Source organism: Dyella subtropica, assembly GCF_026283965.1.
Lineage (GTDB): Bacteria > Pseudomonadota > Gammaproteobacteria > Xanthomonadales > Rhodanobacteraceae > Dyella_D > Dyella_D subtropica.
Genome location: NZ_JAPDPD010000002.1, coordinates 125,858 through 144,217 on the forward strand (window position 1 = coordinate 125,858; position 18,360 = coordinate 144,217).

The window sequence follows — 18,360 nt, forward strand, 5'->3', positions numbered from 1 at the left end:
CGGGTATCATATGAGGCCATTTCAGCCACGGACCCCAAGGCATGGCCACCCTACGCCTCGCGCTAGCGCAGTTCGATTTCCCTGTGGGCGCGGTTGCGGCCAACGCCGCCCGGGTGGGCGATGTGATGGCGCAGGCGCGCGAAGGCGGCGCAGATCTGGCGGTGTTCCCCGAGCTGACCTTGAGTGGCTATCCGCCGGAAGATCTGCTGTTGCGCCCCAGTTTTCTGGCTGCCTGTGACAGCGAGCTGCATGCGCTGGCCGGCGCCACCAATGGTGTGGCCGCGCTGGTCGGGCACCCGCACAGCGAGGGTGAGGTCTACAACGCCGCTAGTCTGCTGCGCGGCGGCAGCATCGAACTGACCGCCCACAAGCAGGCACTGCCCAATTACGGTGTGTTCGACGACAAGCGCTACTTTCGCCCGGGACACGAAGCCGCCACGGCGGTGATCGAAGGCGTATGCGTCGGCATCGTGATCTGCGAAGACATCTGGCAGCCGGAGCCGGCCGCGCAAGCCGCGAAAGCAGGGGCCGAGCTGATCGTGGTGATCAATGCCTCGCCCTGGGATAGCGCCAAGCAGATGGAGCGCGAAGCAGTGCTGCGCGCCCGCGCGCAGGAAACCGGCTGCGCCATCGTCTATCTCAACTTGATTGGTGGCCAGGACGAAGTGGTGTACGACGGCGGTTCGCTGCTGGTGAACGCCGACGGAGAGATCGCTGCGCGTGCGCCAGCCTTCGTCGATGCCTTGCTATGGGCCACGTTCGATGCCGACACGCGCACGCTGCACGCCGAGAACTGGCCGGAAACGGTGGACCGTGCGCCGGAAGCGACGCTTTATGCCGCGCTGGTGCGCGGCATTCGCGACTACATCGACAAGAACGGGTTTCCGGGCGTGCTGCTCGGACTCTCCGGCGGCATCGACTCGGCGCTGACCTTGGCGCTGGCAGTGGATGCCCTGGGGCCGCATCGGGTCACCGCGGTGATGATGCCCTCGCGCTACACCTCGCAGCTGTCGTTGGATGGCGCCCGCGCGCAAGCCGAGCAGCTGGGTGTGGACTACCACATCATTTCGATCGAACAGACATTCCAGAGTTTCGTCGAAGCGCTCACCCCGGCCTTTGCCGGCAAGCCTGCCGACACCACCGAGGAAAATCTGCAGTCGCGCACACGCGGCGCGATGCTGATGGCGCTGAGCAACAAACATGGCCGCCTGCTGCTCGCGACCGGCAACAAGAGCGAGATGGCGGTGGGTTACGCCACGCTGTATGGCGACATGTGCGGCGCCTACGCGCCGTTGAAGGATGTCTACAAGACCGTGGTGTACCGGCTGTCCCGCTGGCGCAACACGCACAGTGCGCGTCTAGGCGAAGGCGACGCGATTCCATCGGCGGTGATCGAGCGTCCGCCCTCCGCCGAGTTGCGCGACAACCAGACTGACCAGGATTCACTACCACCTTACGACGAGCTGGATGCCATCCTCGCTCGCTTCATCGAAGGCGAGCAGTCGCAGGCGGAGATCGCCGGGCAGGGCTACCACGCCGACACTGTGCGCCGTGTGGTGCGCCTGGTGTTGCTCAATGAGTTCAAGCGTCGTCAGTCGGCGCCGGGGCCCCGTGTCACCACGCGCGCGTTTGGACGCGAGCGGCGTTATCCCATCACTTCGGGTTGGCGTTGAGTGGGGAATGAGACGTGAGAGGTGAGGAGTGAGTTTCGTGTTCGGCAACGAACCACTCATTTCTCACGCCTCACTATTGAATCTCTGCCCATTCGCACTTGACAGCGTGCGGCTGACTTGGAACGATCCAAACTCGTTCTCGAAGGAGGGTGCGCCCATGATTGTCATCGCTACGCACAACCCCGCCACCGCTGCTGTCGGGCAGCTCGTCGCCTGCTAAGGCCGCTCTCGTTTTCCGAGCGGACGCTTACCTCGCCGACTTCCACGCACGCCTGACGGTCGCCTTGTCGCGGCCCCATTCCCGAGCCTGAGCTTCGGGTATTCCGCGCGCCGTTCGCGGCGCCAGCAGAGTGCACATTATGACGATTCATACCCGCACGGCCCTGGGCCGTGTCTCCGCCTATCTGCGTGCCCGCATGGGTTTGCAGAGCGGCCAAATGCGCTTGGCGCCTTTCACCCTCACGTTCGACGCGGCCAGCGCCGAGCCTTCTCGCAACTACGCCACACCGGACGACGGAGCGGCGCTGGACGCATCAGCGGTCGCCGCGCTGATCGCGTCGTTCGAGAGCCGTCAGCGAACACCGCGGCTGGAATACATCGGCGAACTGGCGCCCGCCGTATTGCCGTGCTTGCTGTCGGCAGGGTTCATGGCCGAGCCGCCGCTGTCGCTGATGACCTGCACGCGAACCAGCCTGGCGGCTGACGGCGATCTGGCGGGTGTCGAGTGGTTGTTGGCCGAGCGTGAGGCGGATCTGCACGCTGCCGCGTACGTCCAGAACGCGGCTTACGGTGTGGCCGAGACCACCGAGACGGATGTGGAGCGGTTGTCGCTCCTGGTCGATCAGGGCGGCGCAGTCGCACTGGCACGTGCCTGTGGCAGCAAGTCGGCGTTGGGTGCGGGCCTTTACTCACCGCCGCTCGACGGTGTCACCGAGATCGCTGCCATCGGCGTGCATGCGGACGCACGCGGTCGTGGTGTTGGTGGCGCGGTGGCTGCGTTGCTGGCCGAGCACGCCCTGGTGCAGGGCGTGGAGTTTCCGTTCCTGATGACCTCCCGCGAAAACGAAGATCGTGTCTACGGCAAGGCGGGTTTCAGCCGGTTCGGCGAACTGCTCGGTGTCATGCGCTGAACGCTATGTTCCAAACAAGAAAACGCCGCGATCCTTGCGGATCGCGGCGTTCTTTAATCGGAACTGGCTGGCTTAGTGGTGACCGGAGAACGGCACCATCTTGCGCAAGATGGATGGTGCATGCGGCCACTTGGCATCGGTCAGATACGGGTGGTTCGGATAGTTCAGGGCCAGCACCTGGCGCGTTTGCTCGGCCAGCTTGGGCTGCTCCAGGCCGATGTAGCTGCGGGTGAGGATGGCCAGCGCGTCGCCGGTCTGCGGCGCCTGCTGGTAGTGCTCGATCACGTACTGGGCGCGATCGGCCGAGGCGACGTAGGCCTTGTTGCGCAGGTAGAATTCGGCCACGTTGACTTCGTACTGGGCCAACACGTTGCGCAGGTAGATCATGCGCTGACGGGCATCGGCCGAGTAGGCGCTGTCCGGGAAGCGGCGGGTCAGCTCGGAGAAGTCGTCGAACGCCTGCAGGTTGTAGCCCTGGTCGCGGCGCGCCTGCGACTCGCTGCGCTGGACGATGCGCTCGATAAAGCCACCCGTGCGATCGAAATTGATCAGGCCGCGCAAGTAATAGGCATAATCCACGTGTTTGTGGGTCGGATACGTCTTGATGAAGCGGTTGATCGTGGAGTAAGCGTCGTCCGGCAGGTTGTCCTTGTACTGCGAATAGGCCAGATCGAGCTGGGCCTGTTCGTTGTAGTCGCCGGACGGGAAGCGCGCGATCAGGCGCTGGTAAGCCTTGGCCGAGGCCGCATAGTCGGCGTGTTCCATCGAGTTGTGCGCGTTGGCGTACAGCTTGTCCACCGGCAAGGTGTCGATGGTGTCCTTCTTGTGGCCGAACAACGAGCACGCGCTTATCGAAGCGGTGACGGCGAGCACAAGGAGTACTTTGAGGGCCTGCAGCTTGGTTACGCGCATGAGAAAGGGTTCAGATGTTTGATCGAAAAGGGATGATAGCCGAAACCGCCGGGCACCCGGGCAGGCAGTCATGACGACCATCCGTCATGAAGCCACCGTGCCGCTGTCCGCTGCAGGTTGGCGTTTCGACCGGGCCTTGGCCGAGATGTTCCCGGAATATTCTCGATCGCGCCTGACGGCCTGGGTCAAAGCCGGGGCGGTGACCCTGGACGGCGCCCTGGCGCCACCTCGCCAGCTGTTGCGGGGCGGGGAGCAGGTGCGGCTGGAGGTGGAGCTGGAGGCCGAGGTGGAGCTGGCCCCGGAGGCCATCGAGCTGGAGATCGTCCACGAGGACGAATACGTCCTTGTGCTGAACAAGCCGGCCGGGCTGGTGGTGCATCCCGGTGCCGGCAACGCCGCCGGCACCTTGCTGAACGCCTTGCTGCATCACGATCCGAAGCTGGCCGAGTTGCCGCGCGGCGGCATCGTGCATCGGCTGGACAAGGACACCTCCGGCCTGATGGTGGTCGCCAAGACCCTGGCGGCCCACACCGCCCTGGTCGAGATGCTGTCCCGTCACGACGTGGAGCGCCAATACGAAGCCGTGGTGCTGGGCACCCTGGTGGCCGGCGGCACGGTAGACGCGCCGATCGGCCGCCACATGGGCGACCGCCTGCGCCAGGCCGTGCGCGACGAGGAGGACGGCAAGCACGCCGTCACCCACTACCGCCTGCGCGAGCGTTTCCGGGCGCACAGCCTGCTTCAGTGCAACCTGGAAACCGGGCGCACTCATCAGATCCGCGTGCACCTGGCGCATATCAATCATCCACTGGTGGGCGACCCGCTTTACGGCGGCGGCCTGCGCCTGCCCAAGGGCGCCACGCCGGAACTGGTCGCCGCGCTGCGCGGTTTCCGCCGGCAGGCCCTGCATGCCGAACGGCTGGCTTTCGAGCATCCCATCAGTCACGAACCGCTGTCCTTCAGTGCGGCACGTCCGGCCGACCAGCAGGAATTGATCGATGCCTTGCGTGCGGATACACAGCAAGCCGATCCCGATGACTGGAGCTGAAGTGGTGGCGACGCTCGAGGGTTGGCTGTTACCCGCCTGGTCGGCGCCGCCCGGTGTGCGCGCGGCGGTCAGTACGCGACAGGGCCCGGGGGTATCGCAGCCGCCGTACGAACGCTTCAACCTGGGCAGCCGCTGCGGCGACACGCCGGAAGTGGTGGCAGCGAATCGCGAAACGGTGCGGTCCGCGCTGCAACTGCCGCGCGCGCCGCACTGGCTGCGGCAGGTGCATGGCGTCGACGTGGCCGAGTGTGATCCGTCGAGTCTGTCCGATCCGGAGCCAAACGCCGATGCATCGGTCACCCGCAGCATCGGCGAGCCGCTGGCGATCCTTACCGCCGATTGCATGCCCGTGTTGTTCTGCGCCATCGATGGCAGCGAGGTCGCCGCCGCTCACGCCGGTTGGCGCGGCCTCGCGGCCGGCGTGTTGGAGGCCACCGTCGCGCACATGCAGGCTGAGCCCGCTGATGTGATGGCCTGGCTGGGGCCGTGCATCGGCGCCGCTTCTTACGAAGTAGGCGAAGAAGTGCGCAGCACCTTCGTGAATGGCGACAGCGGCGCAGCGAGCTGTTTCGCTCCGACCCGGCCCGGGCACTGGTTGTGCGATCTCGCTGGATTGGCACGGCGGCGACTGGCCCAAGCGGGCGTCCTGCAGGTCTACGGCGGCGGATTCGATACGCTGACCGACCCGCGCTTTTATTCCTATCGCCGTGATGGCGCGCAAAGCGGACGCTTCGCCACGTTGATCTGGCTGGAGTGATCAACGCTTTTGTAGGAGCCCACCCTGTGGGCGAAACGGCCCGATAGGGCCGCGCTCTGGTCAACAGCGGCCCTGTCGGGCCGTTTCGCCCACAGGGTGGGCTCCTACAAGGTCGGTCAATCCGCCAGCGCTCCAAGAAACGACTGCCGCCACGCGGTGATGTCATGCCGCTCCAACACATCCATCATGCCGCGCCAGCGTTGGCGGCGTTCCGCCAGTGGCATGCTCAGCGCCTGTTGCAACGCGTCGGCCACTTCCTCGGTATCCGCCGGATTCACCAGCAGTGCCTGGGTCAGTTCCTGCGCCGCGCCGGCAAAACGCGACAACACCAGCACACCGGGATTTTCCGGGTCCTGGCTGGCGACGTATTCCTTGGCGACCAGATTCATGCCGTCGCGCATGGGTGTCACCAGGCCGACCTTGGCGTTGCGGTAGTAGCCGCTGAGCACGCTGTGCGGAAAGGACTTGTTGACGTAGCGGATCGGTACCCAGTCCGGTGCTGCGTAGAGGCCATTGATATGACCGGCACTACGTTCCAGTTCGCGGCGGATCTGCCGGTACTCCGGCACCGTGGTACGCGAGGGCGGTGCGATCTGCAGGAAGCTCACCTGGCGGTGCAGCTCCGGTGCGCGTTCGAGCAGCCGCGCGTAGGCATGGAAGCGTTGCGGCAGACCCTTGGAATAGTCCAGGCGGTCGACGCCGATAATCAGTGCGCGGCCTTCCAGGCTAGTGCGCAGATCGGCGATTTCTTCGAGCGATTCGGACTGTTCTGCATCCTGCGCCACGTGCTTTGTGTCGATGCCGATCGGAAACATGCCTGCACGAAATCGCCGGCCTTGGCTGCTGCGCAAACGATGGCCACGCCCTAACGATGCGCCGGTCTCGTGCACGAAGTATTCCTCCAGCGAACGCAAGTCGCGCGCGGTGTGCAGGCCGATCAGGTCGTAGCTGGAAAGGGTTTCCAGCAATTCGCGATGGCGCGGCAGGGCGATCAGCAGGCCGGCGGCCGGCAGCGGCGTGTGCAGGAAGAAGCCGATACGGTTCTTGATACGGCGTTGCCGCAGCAACGCCGCCAATGGAATTAGGTGGTAATCATTCACCCAGATCGTGTCATTCGGTTCGATCAGGTCGATAAGCCGTTCGGCAAACACGTTATTGACACGCAAATAGCCGTCCAGATGGCCGCGGCTATAGTCGACAAGGTCGGGTCGATAATGCAGCAGTGGCCATAGTGTGCGGTTGGCGTAACCATCGTAGAAATGGTCGTGGTCGCTGCGTGAGAGGTCGATGGTGGCGTAGCGCACCGGCCCGTCCTGCCGGTGGTGTACCGTGCTCGCGGTCTGGCGGGCGATCTTGCCGCTCCAGCCGAACCACAGGCCGCCGCGTTCCCGCAGCGCCTCGCGCATGGCGGATGCGAGCCCGCCGGTGGCCGTCTGCTTGGGTAATGCCACGCGGTTGGACACCACGATCAGCTGACCCGCGCGCGATGGCGGTGCCATGCTCACAGCGCATCTTCCCAGCGGCGCGACAAACGCATCGCGGTCTGGATCAGGCCAACCAGTGAATAGGTTTGCGGGAAGTTGCCCCAATGCTCGCCGCTGGCCGGCGCGATGTCTTCCGACAGCAGGCCCAGTGGATTGCGCATGGTCAGCATGTGCTCGAACATCATGCGCGCCCGTTTCCTGCGCCCCGTCGCGGCGAGTGCTTCGATGTACCAGAACGTGCAGATGTTGAAGCTGGTTTCGGGTGTGCCGAAATCGTCTGGCGCGATGTAGCGGAACAGATAGTCGCCACGGCCGAGCGCCTTGCCGATGGCGTCGACCGTGGCGATGAAGCGCGGATCCTTGCCGCGCACGAAACCGATGTCGGCCAGCAACAGCAAGCTGGCATCGAGATGTTCGCTGTCATAGGCATCCACAAAATGCCCCAGCCGTTCGTTCCATGCGCGCTCCATGATGCGTGCATGCAGTTGCACCGCCTGCTCATGCCAGTAGCGGGCGCGGTCGGGCACGCCGAGCTGAGTCGCGATATGTGCCAGGCGATCGCAGGCCGCCCAGCACATGGCCGCGGAATAGGTGTGCACGGCGGCGCGCCCACGGAATTCCCACAGGCCGGCGTCGGATTCTTCAGCCATGCGCAGCGCCATGCGGCCCATGCCTTCGAGACGCTGGAAGGTGCGCTCGTCGCCGGGATGTTCCAGGCGGCGGTCGAAGAACAACTGCGCCGAGGCCAATACCACCGAGCCGTAGACATCGTTCTGGCGCTGGCGCCATGCATCGTTGCCCACGCGCACCGGCCCCATGCCGCGATAGCCGGCAAGTCCCGTCGCCTCCCGTTCGAGCAATTCGCGTTCGAACGTGATGCCGAAGACGGGGCCTATTTCGTGGTCGTCTTCCGCAGACACGATGTTGAACACGTAGCGGATGTACTCCTCCATGCTGCGCGTCGCGCCCAGCCGGTTCAGCGCGCGCACGGTGAGGGCGGCGTCGCGCAGCCAGCAATAGCGATAGTCCCAGTTGCGCTGGGTGTGCGGTGCTTCGGGAATCGAGGTGGTGAGTGCGGCCACGATGGCGCCGGTGGCTTCGTACTGGCACAGCTTCAGCGTGATGGCGGCGCGGATCACGGCGTCCTGCCATTCATACGGCACCGACAGGTTGCGCACCCATTCGCGCCAATAGGCGATGGTGTATTCCAGCGCGGTGTGGATGAAGTCGGCGGGAGAGGTGGCGAGCGTTTCGTCAGGACCGAACACGAAATGCGCCGGCCGGTCGAGATGGAAAAACAGGCCGCGCTCGACCAGCGGCACGGCCACATCGCTGGTCAGTCGTTGCGTGACTTCGCTCAGCAGATAGCGGATGTGGTTGCTGCCCGCGCTGGTTTCCGGCTTGCGCGAGCCGTAGTCGCACAGGGGGCGCAACAGGACGCGAATGCGCGGACTGCCATGGATCGGCCGTACGCGGCGGGCCAGCAGCACAGGGTGATAGAAGCGGCCATGCGAGCGGTGGCGCGGGGAGAAATCGACGATCTCGATGGCGCTGTCTTGGCGGTCGTAGATGCGCGTGACCAGCACCGCCGTGTTGGGAAGATAGTGCTGTTCGGCGCGAACGGCGTCTTCCAGTTCGATGCTCCAGTCGCCGCCTTCACCGGACGGTGAGAGCAAGGCGCAGAAGCTGGCGTCACTGTCGAAACGCGGCAGGCAGGACCACACGATGCGGCCATAGCCATCGATCAAGGCAGCGACGCTGCCGTTGCCGATGACACCCAGGGTCAGGCTCTCCTGGGCAGATCCAGCCTGAAGTGATTTAAGCATCTCCTCCGAACGGATAGGCATGAGGGTGGACTCCTTGCTTGAGCACGTTCAAAACGCGGAACAGCCAGGCCTGCGCGGAAGACGGACCCGGCAAGCTGTACTGGGCGAGACTGGGCTCTCGTCCTTCGCCCACGCGGACACTGATGCCGTTCTCGAGATTGGTGGCGGCAAAGCCGTATTCGTCGGTCAGGTCGTCGCCGAGGTAAACCGGCAGGCGACCCGCAAACGGCGCGCGCTCCAGCAGCTCAGCCAACGCCTTGCCCTTGTCCATGCCGACCGGCTTCAGTTCCAGCACCTGGCTGCCGACTTGCAACTCATAACCGTGCAGCTCCGGCAGCAAGTGCTTCACGGCCGCCTTCAACGCATCGAACTGATCGGGAACGCCGCGGGTATGCAGGGCAACGGTTAGGTCCTTGTTCTCCACCAGCACCCCGGGAAACGCGCGGGCCAGCGTTTCCGCCGTATGCAGCACCAAAGTGCGCCGGCTCGCGCTGACTCGGGTTTCACGCTGTTCCCCGTTAGCGTGGCGCAATTGCAAGCCGTGGAGACCGGCCATGGCCCAGGGGGGCGTGCCGAACAGTGCATCGAGACTGTTCATGCTGCGGCCGCTGACCAGGGCCAATGCGCCGTCGAGCACGGCATAGAGTTCGGCGAGCAAGGCATACAGTGAAGGCTCGACACGCACTTCGTCGGGACGGTCGGCAAACTCGAGCAAGGTGCCGTCGACATCGAGAAACAGCGCCCAGCGATCCTCGGTGCCCGGAAGGGGCGGGGCCGGCAGAGGTGTTACAGACATGGCAGAAGCGGGCAAGGACGCAGACATCGAAAACAGCCTAGCAGGGCGAATGTGAAGATCAGCTTTGGATCCATCTACCATGACCTGAAAGATGCTGCGGACGCTTGAATCGCCCGGCGTCGGCCGCATTTCGCGATGCAGTGGCGGTACGTCCGCCAAATCAATCAACGGGGATATGCCCATGCGGATGGACAAACTCACGTCGCGTTTCCAGCAGGCGTTGGCTGATGCGCAATCGCTGGCGGTCGGTCGCGATCACAACATGCTAGAGCCCGTGCACGTGATGGCGGCACTGCTTGACCAACAGGGCGGCTCGACCGCACCGATGCTCACTCAGGTTCAAGTCAATGTGCCAACCTTGCGCCAGCGCATCGGCGAAACGCTTGAGCGCCTACCGCGCGTCAGCGGGCAGGAAGGCAATGTGCATGTCGGCAATGAGCTGACGCGCCTGCTCAATCTCACCGACAAGCTCGCACAACAGCGCGGTGATCAGTTCATCGCCAGCGAGCTGTTTGTGCTCGCCGCACTGGACGACAAGGGCGAGCTAGGTGCAGCGCTGAAAGCCGCTGGCGCTACTAAAGCCAATGTGGAAGCCGCTATCGACAAGCTGCGCGGCGGCGAGAAAGTGCAGAGCGAAAACGCCGAGGAGCAACGTCAGGCGCTGGAGAAATACTGCGTCGATCTCACCTCGCGCGCCGAAAGCGGCAAGCTCGATCCGGTGATCGGTCGCGACGAGGAAATTCGCCGCACCATCCAGGTACTTCAGCGTCGCACCAAGAACAACCCTGTGCTGATCGGCGAGCCCGGCGTGGGCAAGACCGCCATCGTCGAAGGCCTGGCCCAGCGCATCGTGAAGGGCGAGGTGCCCGAAGGCCTGCGTGATCGCCGTGTGCTCTCGCTGGACATGGGCGCGCTGATCGCCGGCGCCAAATTCCGTGGCGAATTCGAAGAGCGCCTGAAGGCGGTGCTCAACGATCTCGCCAAACAGGAAGGCCGGGTGATCCTGTTTATCGACGAGCTGCACACCATGGTCGGCGCCGGCAAGGCCGACGGTGCGATGGACGCCGGCAACATGCTCAAGCCCGCGCTCTCTCGCGGCGAACTGCATTGCATCGGCGCCACCACACTGGATGAGTACCGCAAGTACATCGAGAAGGATGCCGCGCTGGAGCGCCGCTTCCAGAAAGTGTTCGTCGGTGAACCCAGCGTGGAAGACACCATTGCCATCCTGCGCGGGCTGAAGGAGCGCTACGCCGTGCATCACGGCGTGGAAATCACCGACCCGGCGATCGTCGCCGCAGCCACGCTGTCGAATCGCTATATCACCGATCGTCAGCTGCCGGACAAAGCCATTGACCTGATGGACGAAGCGGCCAGCCGCATCCGCATGGAGATCGATTCCAAGCCGGAGGAGCTGGATCGCCTGGAGCGGCGCCTGATCCAGTTGAAGATCCAGCGCGAGATGTTGAAGAAAGAAACCGACGAAGCGTCCAAGAAGCGTCTCGCCGGCCTGGAATCGGATATCGAAAAGCTCGAGCGCGAGTTCTCCGATCTCAACGAAATCTGGAAGTCCGAGAAGGCCGCATTGCAAGGCGCGACCAAGGTGAAGGAGCAGATCGAGCAGGCGCGCGTGGAACTGGAATCGGCGCAGCGCCGGCAGGACTACGCCAAGATGAGCGAGATCCAGTACGGCCGCCTGCCGGAGCTGGAAAAGCAGCTCACCGCCGCCCAGGCCGCCGAGAAGCAGGAGTTCAAGCTGCTGCAGGATCGCGTCACTGACGAAGAAATCGCCGAAGTCGTCTCGCGCTGGACTGGCATCCCGGTCAGCAAGATGCTCGAAGGCGAGCGCGACAAACTGCTGCACATGGAGTCTTCGCTGCACAAGCGGGTGGTTGGTCAGGACGAAGCGGTGCGTGCGGTGTCCGATGCGATCCGCCGCGCGCGCGCGGGTCTCTCCGATCCCAACCGTCCGTACGGTTCGTTCCTGTTCCTTGGTCCCACCGGTGTGGGCAAGACCGAGCTGTGCAAGGCGCTGGCCGAGTTCCTGTTCGACGCGCAGGACGCGATGGTGCGTATCGACATGAGCGAGTTCATGGAGAAGCACTCCGTGAGTCGCCTGATCGGTGCGCCTCCGGGCTACGTCGGTTATGAGGAAGGCGGTTATCTCACTGAGGCGGTGCGTCGGCGTCCGTACAGCGTGATCCTGCTGGACGAGGTGGAGAAGGCGCATCCGGATGTGTTCAACATCCTGTTGCAGGTGCTCGATGACGGCCGGCTCACCGACGGCCAGGGGCGCACGGTGGATTTCCGCAACACCGTGATCGTGATGACGTCCAACCTTGGTTCGCAACTGATCCAGGAAATGGAGTCGGATGAGAGCGACGAGAGCTACACCAAGATGAAGGCAGCGGTGCTTGGCGTGGTGCAGGCGCACTTCCGTCCGGAGTTCATCAACCGTCTCGATGAGCTGGTGGTGTTCCGTCCGCTGGAGAAGAAGCAGATCCGCAGAATCGCGTTGATCCAGCTGACTTATCTGGAGAAGCGTCTGGCCGAGCGTCAGCTGCGGTTGGAGATCAGCGACAAGGCGCTGGATCTGCTCGGCAATGTCGGGTTCGATCCGGTGTATGGGGCGCGGCCGTTGAAGCGGGCGATCCAGCAGCAGTTGGAGAATCCGCTGGCGAGGGAGATTCTCGAGGGGCGTTACGCTCCGGGTGACACGATTGTTGTGGATGCCGAGAGTGGGCAACTGGTGTTCCACACGCAGCGCTGATCTGACAGCTCTGCTCCCTCTCCCCCAAGTGAAATAAGAGCAGGGGGAGAGGGTTAGGGTGAGGGGCGGGTGCTCGCGACGGCATCTCTACTTCGTCACGCCGGCGTAGGCCGGGGTCCAGTGGCGTTGTCGTTTGATGTTTGCGATATCGCAACCGGGCTCGCCTGCCGCGGGCTTTCGAACCGCTGCCGCGGTCCGAGTCACTTTTCTCTGTTTGGCCAGAGAAAAGTAACCAAAAGAGAGGCCACCCCGGTTCCGCGCCCTCCGGCTTCGCCTGCGGGTCCGTGAGGTCTGGCCGGGCTTTTCGACACGACATCCCTGTCGTGTCGAAAAGGAACCGCCATCCATGGCGGTCCCCCTGCGGGCCTTATCGTCCAGCCCTCACCGCTGCACAGGGGACCCGAAGATCAAGAGCTGAAGAGCAACAGCTGAAGAGCAACAGCTGAAGAGCAACAGCTGAAGAGCAACAGCTGAAGAGCAACAGCTGAAGAGCAACAGCGAAGTGCGTTATCTCGGCTCGCTGAAGCTCGCCGCGCCGTTCTCCATGTGTCCGGCAATCCTTCGTGACCAACCGCTGGCTTCTGCGACGGTGATGTTGAGGTCGTACCAGTTGGCGAAGGTGCTGAGGTCCCAGGTGTCGGTGTGGCTGCCGTGGGCGGGGACGGAGTAGATGCGGACGTCGGCGCCGAGGTAGCCGTTGCTGACGGTGAAGGTGCAGGTGTTGGTGCCTGCGTTGGTCATGATCAGTTGCAGGCTGTTGTTGCTGGGGTTGTAGCTCAGCGAGATTTCCGGCATTACCGCGGCATTGGCGACGCCGCCTTTCCATACGCGCAGAAAGCCGTTCGGGCCGTGGGCTTCGAGTTGGTAGATGCCTTTGCTATAGGTTTTTGCGGTCCAGTAGTCGGAGAGTGTCTTGCCCGCTTCGACGGTGTAGCGCCACGGGCCGTCGCTGCGATTGGCGGCGTACACCTGGAATACGGCGCCGACGGTGCCGGTGTTGATGAATTCGAGTACGTAGCGGCCGGTGGAAGTGTTGACGCTGCCCTGGATGTCCAGTTCATACGGCAGGGCGCGCGCCGGTCGCGTGTTGGTGGATTCGGCGCCGGGCATGGACTGCGTGCTCGGCACGGTGGGGGCGGGCAAGGTGGAGCACTGGCTGTCGGCCTGCGCGGGGTATCCGCTGGTGGCGGGTAGGCTGGGCCAGGTGGTGGTGCTGCCGCTGAAATCGAAGGCCGAGGTGAGGTCGCCGCAGACGGCGCGGCGCCAGGCACTGATATTGGGTTCGGCGACGCCGAAGCGGTTTTCGAGGAAACGCAACACCGAGGTGTGGTCGAACACCTGCGAGCAGACCCAGCCGCCGGTGGACCATGGCGAGACCACCATCATCGGCACGCGGAAGCCGAGGCCGATCGGTTTGCCGCTGGTGATTTCGCCGGTGGTGCTGACGGTGGAAAGTCCATTGGACGACGACGATGGCGGTGTGGGTGGCGGCACGTGGTCGAAGAAGCCGCCGTTCTCGTCGTAGTTGAGGATGAAGACCGTCTTGGCATACACCGCAGGATTGGCGACCAGGGCAGCCAGCAGCTGCGAGGTGAGGTTTTCGCCGTAGGCGGGTTTGTAGTTCGCGTGCTCGGACAGATAGTCGGGCGCGACGATCCACGACACCTGCGGCAGTGTGTCGTTGGCCACATCGTTGGCGAACGCGCTCACCAGGTCGGGCACCATCGCCATGCCACGGTCGTACAGCGGCTGCCCGGGCGAGGACTGCTTGAACGAGGTGAACCACGCCAGCGCGTTGTCGTCGAAGTTGTTGCTCTGCTGGTAGACCTTCCAGCTGACGCCGGCGATCTGCAGGCGCTCGGCGTAGGTGGTCCAGCTGAAGCCGGCGCTGGGCTCGGTGTTGTCGAGCACCGCGGTTTGTCCCACGGACAGTCCGTTACTGCCGCTGAAGAAATGCAGGCGGTTCGGATTGGTTTGGGTGAGGGTGGAGCAGAAATACTGGTCGCAGATGGTGAAGTGATCGGCCAACGAGTAATAGAACGGCAGGTCGTTGCGCGTGAAGTAGCCCATGCCGAGGCCGGGCGAGCGAGCGGTGTTCCACGCGTTGTACTTGCCGTTGTTCCAGATGGCGGTATCGACCGGATAGTTCATGGCCGGCGCATTGATGCAGATGCCGCTGGTGGTCGTCGTGTCCATATGGAACGGCAGCATGTAGCCGGCCGAATTGCCGGTATACGGCTGGTGCCACACGTTTTGCGTGCCGCCGGGCAGCGGTGCCGGCACGCGGTCTGCAAAGCCGCGCACGCCGGCCATGCTGCCGTAGTAGTGATCGAATGAACGGTTTTCTTGCATGAAGATCACCACGTGCTGCACGTCGGTGATGGTGCCGTTTACCGTTGCCGCGGGGGTGGCCAGGGCTTGCCGGATGGCCGGTGGTAGGACTGACATGGCCGCTAGGCCGCCGGCCGAGGCGGCTGCCATTTTGAGGAAATTGCGTCGCTTGACGTCGTCGATCTCGCTCATGCCGCACTCCAGGTGAGTGCCGGCTACGCGAGCCGGCGGCAGGTGGAATTCCCCGCCGCCAAGTGCAACTGATGGGTGTTGCGGATCGATGCCACTGTTGAGACAGTTTTTTGTCGGGGGTTGGATGGGTGGGATGGGGTGTCTATACGTTGGGCGCGCTGGGCGCTCGCGACACCACTTCCTACTTCGTCATCCCTGCGCAGGCAGGGATCCAGTGCCTTGCCGCTCGGTTGTCGCGTTATCGCGTTCTGGTCGCCTTCGGCGGGTTCCGTCCTCCTGCCGGAGGCCGGGTCACTTTTCTCTGCTTGGCCAGAGAAAAGTAACCAAAAGAGAGGCCACCCCGGTTGCGCGCCCTTCGGGTCCGTGAGGTCTGGCCGGGCTTTTCGACACGACGTCCCTGTCGTGTCGAAAAGGCGCAGGCATCCATGCCTGCACCCCCTTCGGGGCCTGATCGTCCAGCCCTCACCGCTGCACAGGGGCCCATGTACGGCTCGCTTACGCATCGCCTTTGCTTCTGCTCCCTCCCTTGCTTGCAGGGGAGGGCTGGGGAGGGGTGAGTACTTGAGACGGCGTATCAGCTAAGTCATCAGCGAATCCAACCAAGCCTCGCGCTCTGCGCTAAGATCGCCCGGCCTGAGGTGACTGCCGGCGTTGGCTGGTGGTTGAAACGGGAATCCGGTGCGTCATGTGTGTATGGCAATTCCGGAGCTGCCCCCGCAACGGTAGGCGAGTAAACGACTGGCGAATGCCACTGTGCTTAGGCATGGGAAGGCGCCAGTCGGGAAGGCATCAGCCTTCGCTCGCGAGCCCGGAGACCGGCCTTGAGGTGAACCGGACATGCGGTGGGCAATGTCGTGGATGGCATGCGTCCGCGTGTCCGCCAAGTCTCCCTCCGTCTGTCCTGACCCCATGCGTTCCGCGCGGGCAGGCGCGGTGTAGGAGCTTTCAGTGTCTTTGCATTCTTCTTTTGCGCGCCAGTCCGCGTTGGCGGCGGCGTTGTGTTGTGTCGCGCTCCCATGTGTATGTTCTCCTTTGTTCGCTGCTGATGCGGCGGCGGATTCGGCCAGTGATCTCAACGGCGTGGTGGTGACGGCCACGCGTACGGAGCAGACGCAGGCGAGTACGTTGGCGGCGGTCACGGTGATTGATCGCGCGGATATCGAGCGGCTGCAGCCGCAGTCGGTGCAGGATTTACTGCAGGGTACGCCGGGGATGTCGATCGCCAACAATGGTGGTCTGGGCAAGTCCACGTCGCTGTTTCTGCGTGGCACCGAGGCGGATCACGTACTGATCCTGGTGGATGGGGTGAAGATCGGTTCGGCCACGTTGGGACAGGCGTCGATCCAGAACATTCCGGTGGATCAGATCGAGCGGATCGAGATCGTGCGCGGTCCGTTTTCCAGTTTGTACGGCTCCGAGGCGCTGGGTGGCGTGATCCAGATTTTCACGCGACGTCCGCAGGGGGGCTTCGCGCCGAATTTCAATCTGGGCTATGGCACCCAGCAGACGGTGCGCGCGGGCGCCGGTGTGGGCGGCAAGGTCGGCGACGGCTGGTATGCCGCCGAGGCGACACACGAAAACACGGACGGCATCAACGCTTGCCGCGGCAAGCCCTTCCCCCATGGCGCGGGTTGCTATGTCTATGAACCGGATCGTGACGGTTTCCGCAATCACTCGGTGTCGCTCAAGGGTGGTTATCGCTTCAGCGAGGCGTGGGACGCGGATGCGCAATGGCTGCGTACCTGGGGCTTCAACAAATACGACGGTTCGTACACCAACCAGTCCGAAGTGGTGGATCAGGTAGCCGGTGCGCGGCTGCATTACCGCCCGAGCAAGGCGCTGACGCTGACCTTGAACGTGGGGCAGAGTGCGGACCTCAGTGACGACTACGAAAACCGGGTCTACGTCGACACCTTCAATACCCGCCGCGATCTTGGTTCACTGCAGGGCGATCTCTCGCTGGGCGGCGGGTTGTGGAGTCTGGGTTACGACTGGCAGCGCGATCGGGTAAATAGCACCACGACCTATGCGCGCACCCGTCGCCTTGACCGCGGCGTGTTCGCCCAGTGGCAGCAGACCTTCGGTGCGCAATCGCTGCAAGCCAGTGTGCGCCGCGACGACAACCAGCAATTCGGAGGCAAGACCACGGGCAGCCTGTTGTGGGGTTGGGATTTCACTAGCGTGCTGCGGCTGACGGCGAGCGCGGGCACGGCTTTCAAAGCGCCAACCTTCAACGAGCTCTACTACCCCGGTTACGGCAACGCGGCTTTGAAGCCGGAGACTTCGCACAACTATGAGCTTGGCCTGCGCGGAACGCATAGCTGGGGCAACTGGTCGCTCAACGCCTTCGAAAACCGCATCCGCGACCTGATCGCGTATGACGCCTCGATCGGCCTGCCGGGCAATGTGGAGCGTGTGCGCATCCATGGCGTGGAGGCGGTGGCGAATACCTCGCTGGCCGGCTGGGATCTTCGCGGCACCGCAACCTGGCTCGATCCACGCAACGAGAGCAATGGACCCAATCACGATAAGTGGTTGCCGCGCCGTGCCGGCCGCAGCGCGCGCATCGATGCCGATCGCCGCTTTGGGGCTTTCAGCGTGGGCGCCAGCGTGTATGCCGCGGATGATCGTTACGACGATCTGGCCAACAAGCAGCACCTTGGTGGGTACGCATTGACCGATCTGCGCTTTGCTTACGCGATCGATCGCGCGTGGAAACTGCAGCTCAGTGTGCGCAACGTGTTCGACAAGCGCTACGAAACCGCGGCTTATTACAACCAGTTGGGCCGCACGGCGATGTTGAGTGTGAGTTACCAGCCCGCTCTGTAAGTCCTTTGTTGTCCACACGAGATCCTGCCGATGAAACCACCGTTATCCCGTTTTTCCATTGTGCTGTTCGTATCGCTGATCGCTGTGATGATCGCCACGCGCTTCCATCATTTCGGTACCGCGCTGAATTTGCCGGACGCCTCGATGGCGGTGTTCTTCCTTGGCGGGCTGAGTCTGCGCAAGCACCTCGGCTTTGGCCTGTTCATGGCATTGGCTGTAGTGCTGGACTGGATCTCGGTGTCGTATGCCGGCGTCAGCGATTTCTGCGTGACGCCGGCCTACTCCTTCCTGCTGCCGGCCTATGCGGTGCTGTGGTACGGAGGCCGCTTTTATGCCGACCGCCTGCAGGTCGGTTTGGTTTCGCTGGCGGGTGCTCTCGCGATGGCGCTGTTGGTGTCGTCGCTCTCGTTCGCGATTTCCAACGGCGCGTTCTACTGGCTGGGCGGCCGTTATGCGCAACCCCATATGAGTGAATACCTGGCGCGCCTATGGCAGTGGGGTCCGCTGTTCGTGCGTACTACGCTTACCTACATCGCCGTGGCGCTGGTTGGCTTCGCCGTCTATCAGCGTGCGGCCGGCGTTCGTCACGACCATCGCATCACGGGAGTTTGA

The 18,360-nt window shown here is 63.6% G+C and carries 12 protein-coding genes and 1 riboswitch; of the genes, 7 read left to right on the forward strand and 5 right to left on the reverse strand.

Annotated elements, in window-relative coordinates; all coding sequences use genetic code 11:
• The first annotated feature begins 41 nt into the window (after window positions 1-41).
• A complete protein-coding gene (locus OUZ45_RS03030) occupies window positions 42-1,673 on the forward strand; it encodes an NAD+ synthase (RefSeq protein WP_266168441.1) in 1,632 nt (543 codons plus the stop codon).
• A gap of 359 nt (window positions 1,674-2,032) precedes the next feature.
• The gene (locus OUZ45_RS03035) at window positions 2,033-2,803 is read left to right on the forward strand and encodes a GNAT family N-acetyltransferase (RefSeq protein WP_266168442.1); all 771 of its coding nucleotides are present in this window, start codon (window positions 2,033-2,035) and stop codon (window positions 2,801-2,803) included.
• A 72-nt stretch (window positions 2,804-2,875) separates the two neighbouring features.
• Here OUZ45_RS03035 and OUZ45_RS03040 read toward each other — a convergent pair whose 3' ends face one another.
• On the reverse strand, window positions 2,876-3,715 hold the full coding sequence (locus OUZ45_RS03040) for an outer membrane protein assembly factor BamD (protein ID WP_266168443.1): 840 nt from the start codon (window positions 3,713-3,715) through the stop codon (window positions 2,876-2,878).
• 70 nt (window positions 3,716-3,785) lie between these two features.
• On the opposite strand from OUZ45_RS03040, the gene rluD reads away from it, so the two are divergent.
• The gene (gene rluD / locus OUZ45_RS03045) at window positions 3,786-4,763 is read left to right on the forward strand and encodes a 23S rRNA pseudouridine(1911/1915/1917) synthase RluD (RefSeq protein ID WP_266168444.1); all 978 of its coding nucleotides are present in this window, start codon (window positions 3,786-3,788) and stop codon (window positions 4,761-4,763) included.
• Window positions 4,750-5,520: a peptidoglycan editing factor PgeF gene (gene pgeF, locus OUZ45_RS03050; protein ID WP_266168445.1), complete on the forward strand. Its 771-nt coding sequence runs from the start codon at window positions 4,750-4,752 to the stop codon at window positions 5,518-5,520. Before rluD ends, pgeF begins: the two co-directional genes overlap by 14 nt.
• A gap of 116 nt (window positions 5,521-5,636) precedes the next feature.
• On the opposite strand, the gene otsA is transcribed toward pgeF, so the two are convergent.
• Genes otsA through otsB form a run of 3 tightly spaced genes read right to left on the reverse strand, consistent with a single transcriptional unit; the run spans window position 5,637 to window position 9,626 of the window.
• Entirely contained in the window at window positions 5,637-7,019 is a 1,383-nt protein-coding gene (otsA, locus tag OUZ45_RS03055; protein WP_266168446.1) for an alpha,alpha-trehalose-phosphate synthase (UDP-forming), read from the reverse strand.
• 2 nt (window positions 7,020-7,021) lie between these two features.
• Entirely contained in the window at window positions 7,022-8,851 is a 1,830-nt protein-coding gene (locus tag OUZ45_RS03060; RefSeq protein WP_425601664.1) for a glycoside hydrolase family 15 protein, read from the reverse strand.
• A complete protein-coding gene (otsB, locus tag OUZ45_RS03065) occupies window positions 8,823-9,626 on the reverse strand; it encodes a trehalose-phosphatase (protein WP_266168447.1) in 804 nt (267 codons plus the stop codon). Before otsB ends, OUZ45_RS03060 begins: the two co-directional genes overlap by 29 nt.
• A gap of 181 nt (window positions 9,627-9,807) precedes the next feature.
• On the opposite strand from otsB, the gene clpB reads away from it, so the two are divergent.
• The gene (gene clpB, locus OUZ45_RS03070; RefSeq protein ID WP_266168448.1) at window positions 9,808-12,396 is read left to right on the forward strand and encodes an ATP-dependent chaperone ClpB; all 2,589 of its coding nucleotides are present in this window, start codon (window positions 9,808-9,810) and stop codon (window positions 12,394-12,396) included.
• 507 nt (window positions 12,397-12,903) lie between these two features.
• Here clpB and OUZ45_RS03075 read toward each other — a convergent pair.
• A complete protein-coding gene (locus OUZ45_RS03075; protein WP_266168449.1) occupies window positions 12,904-14,919 on the reverse strand; it encodes a phosphocholine-specific phospholipase C in 2,016 nt (671 codons plus the stop codon).
• A 619-nt stretch (window positions 14,920-15,538) separates the two neighbouring features.
• Window positions 15,539-15,757: riboswitch (cobalamin riboswitch) on the forward strand.
• 110 nt (window positions 15,758-15,867) lie between these two features.
• Here OUZ45_RS03075 and btuB point away from each other — a divergent pair.
• Window positions 15,868-17,748 carry a TonB-dependent vitamin B12 receptor gene (gene btuB / locus OUZ45_RS03080; RefSeq protein WP_266168450.1) on the forward strand — a complete coding sequence of 627 codons (1,881 nt, stop codon included), beginning with the start codon at window positions 15,868-15,870 and terminating at the stop codon, window positions 17,746-17,748.
• Window positions 17,749-17,778: 30 nt separating this feature from the next.
• Window positions 17,779-18,360: a hypothetical protein gene (locus OUZ45_RS03085; protein WP_266168451.1), complete on the forward strand. Its 582-nt coding sequence runs from the start codon at window positions 17,779-17,781 to the stop codon at window positions 18,358-18,360.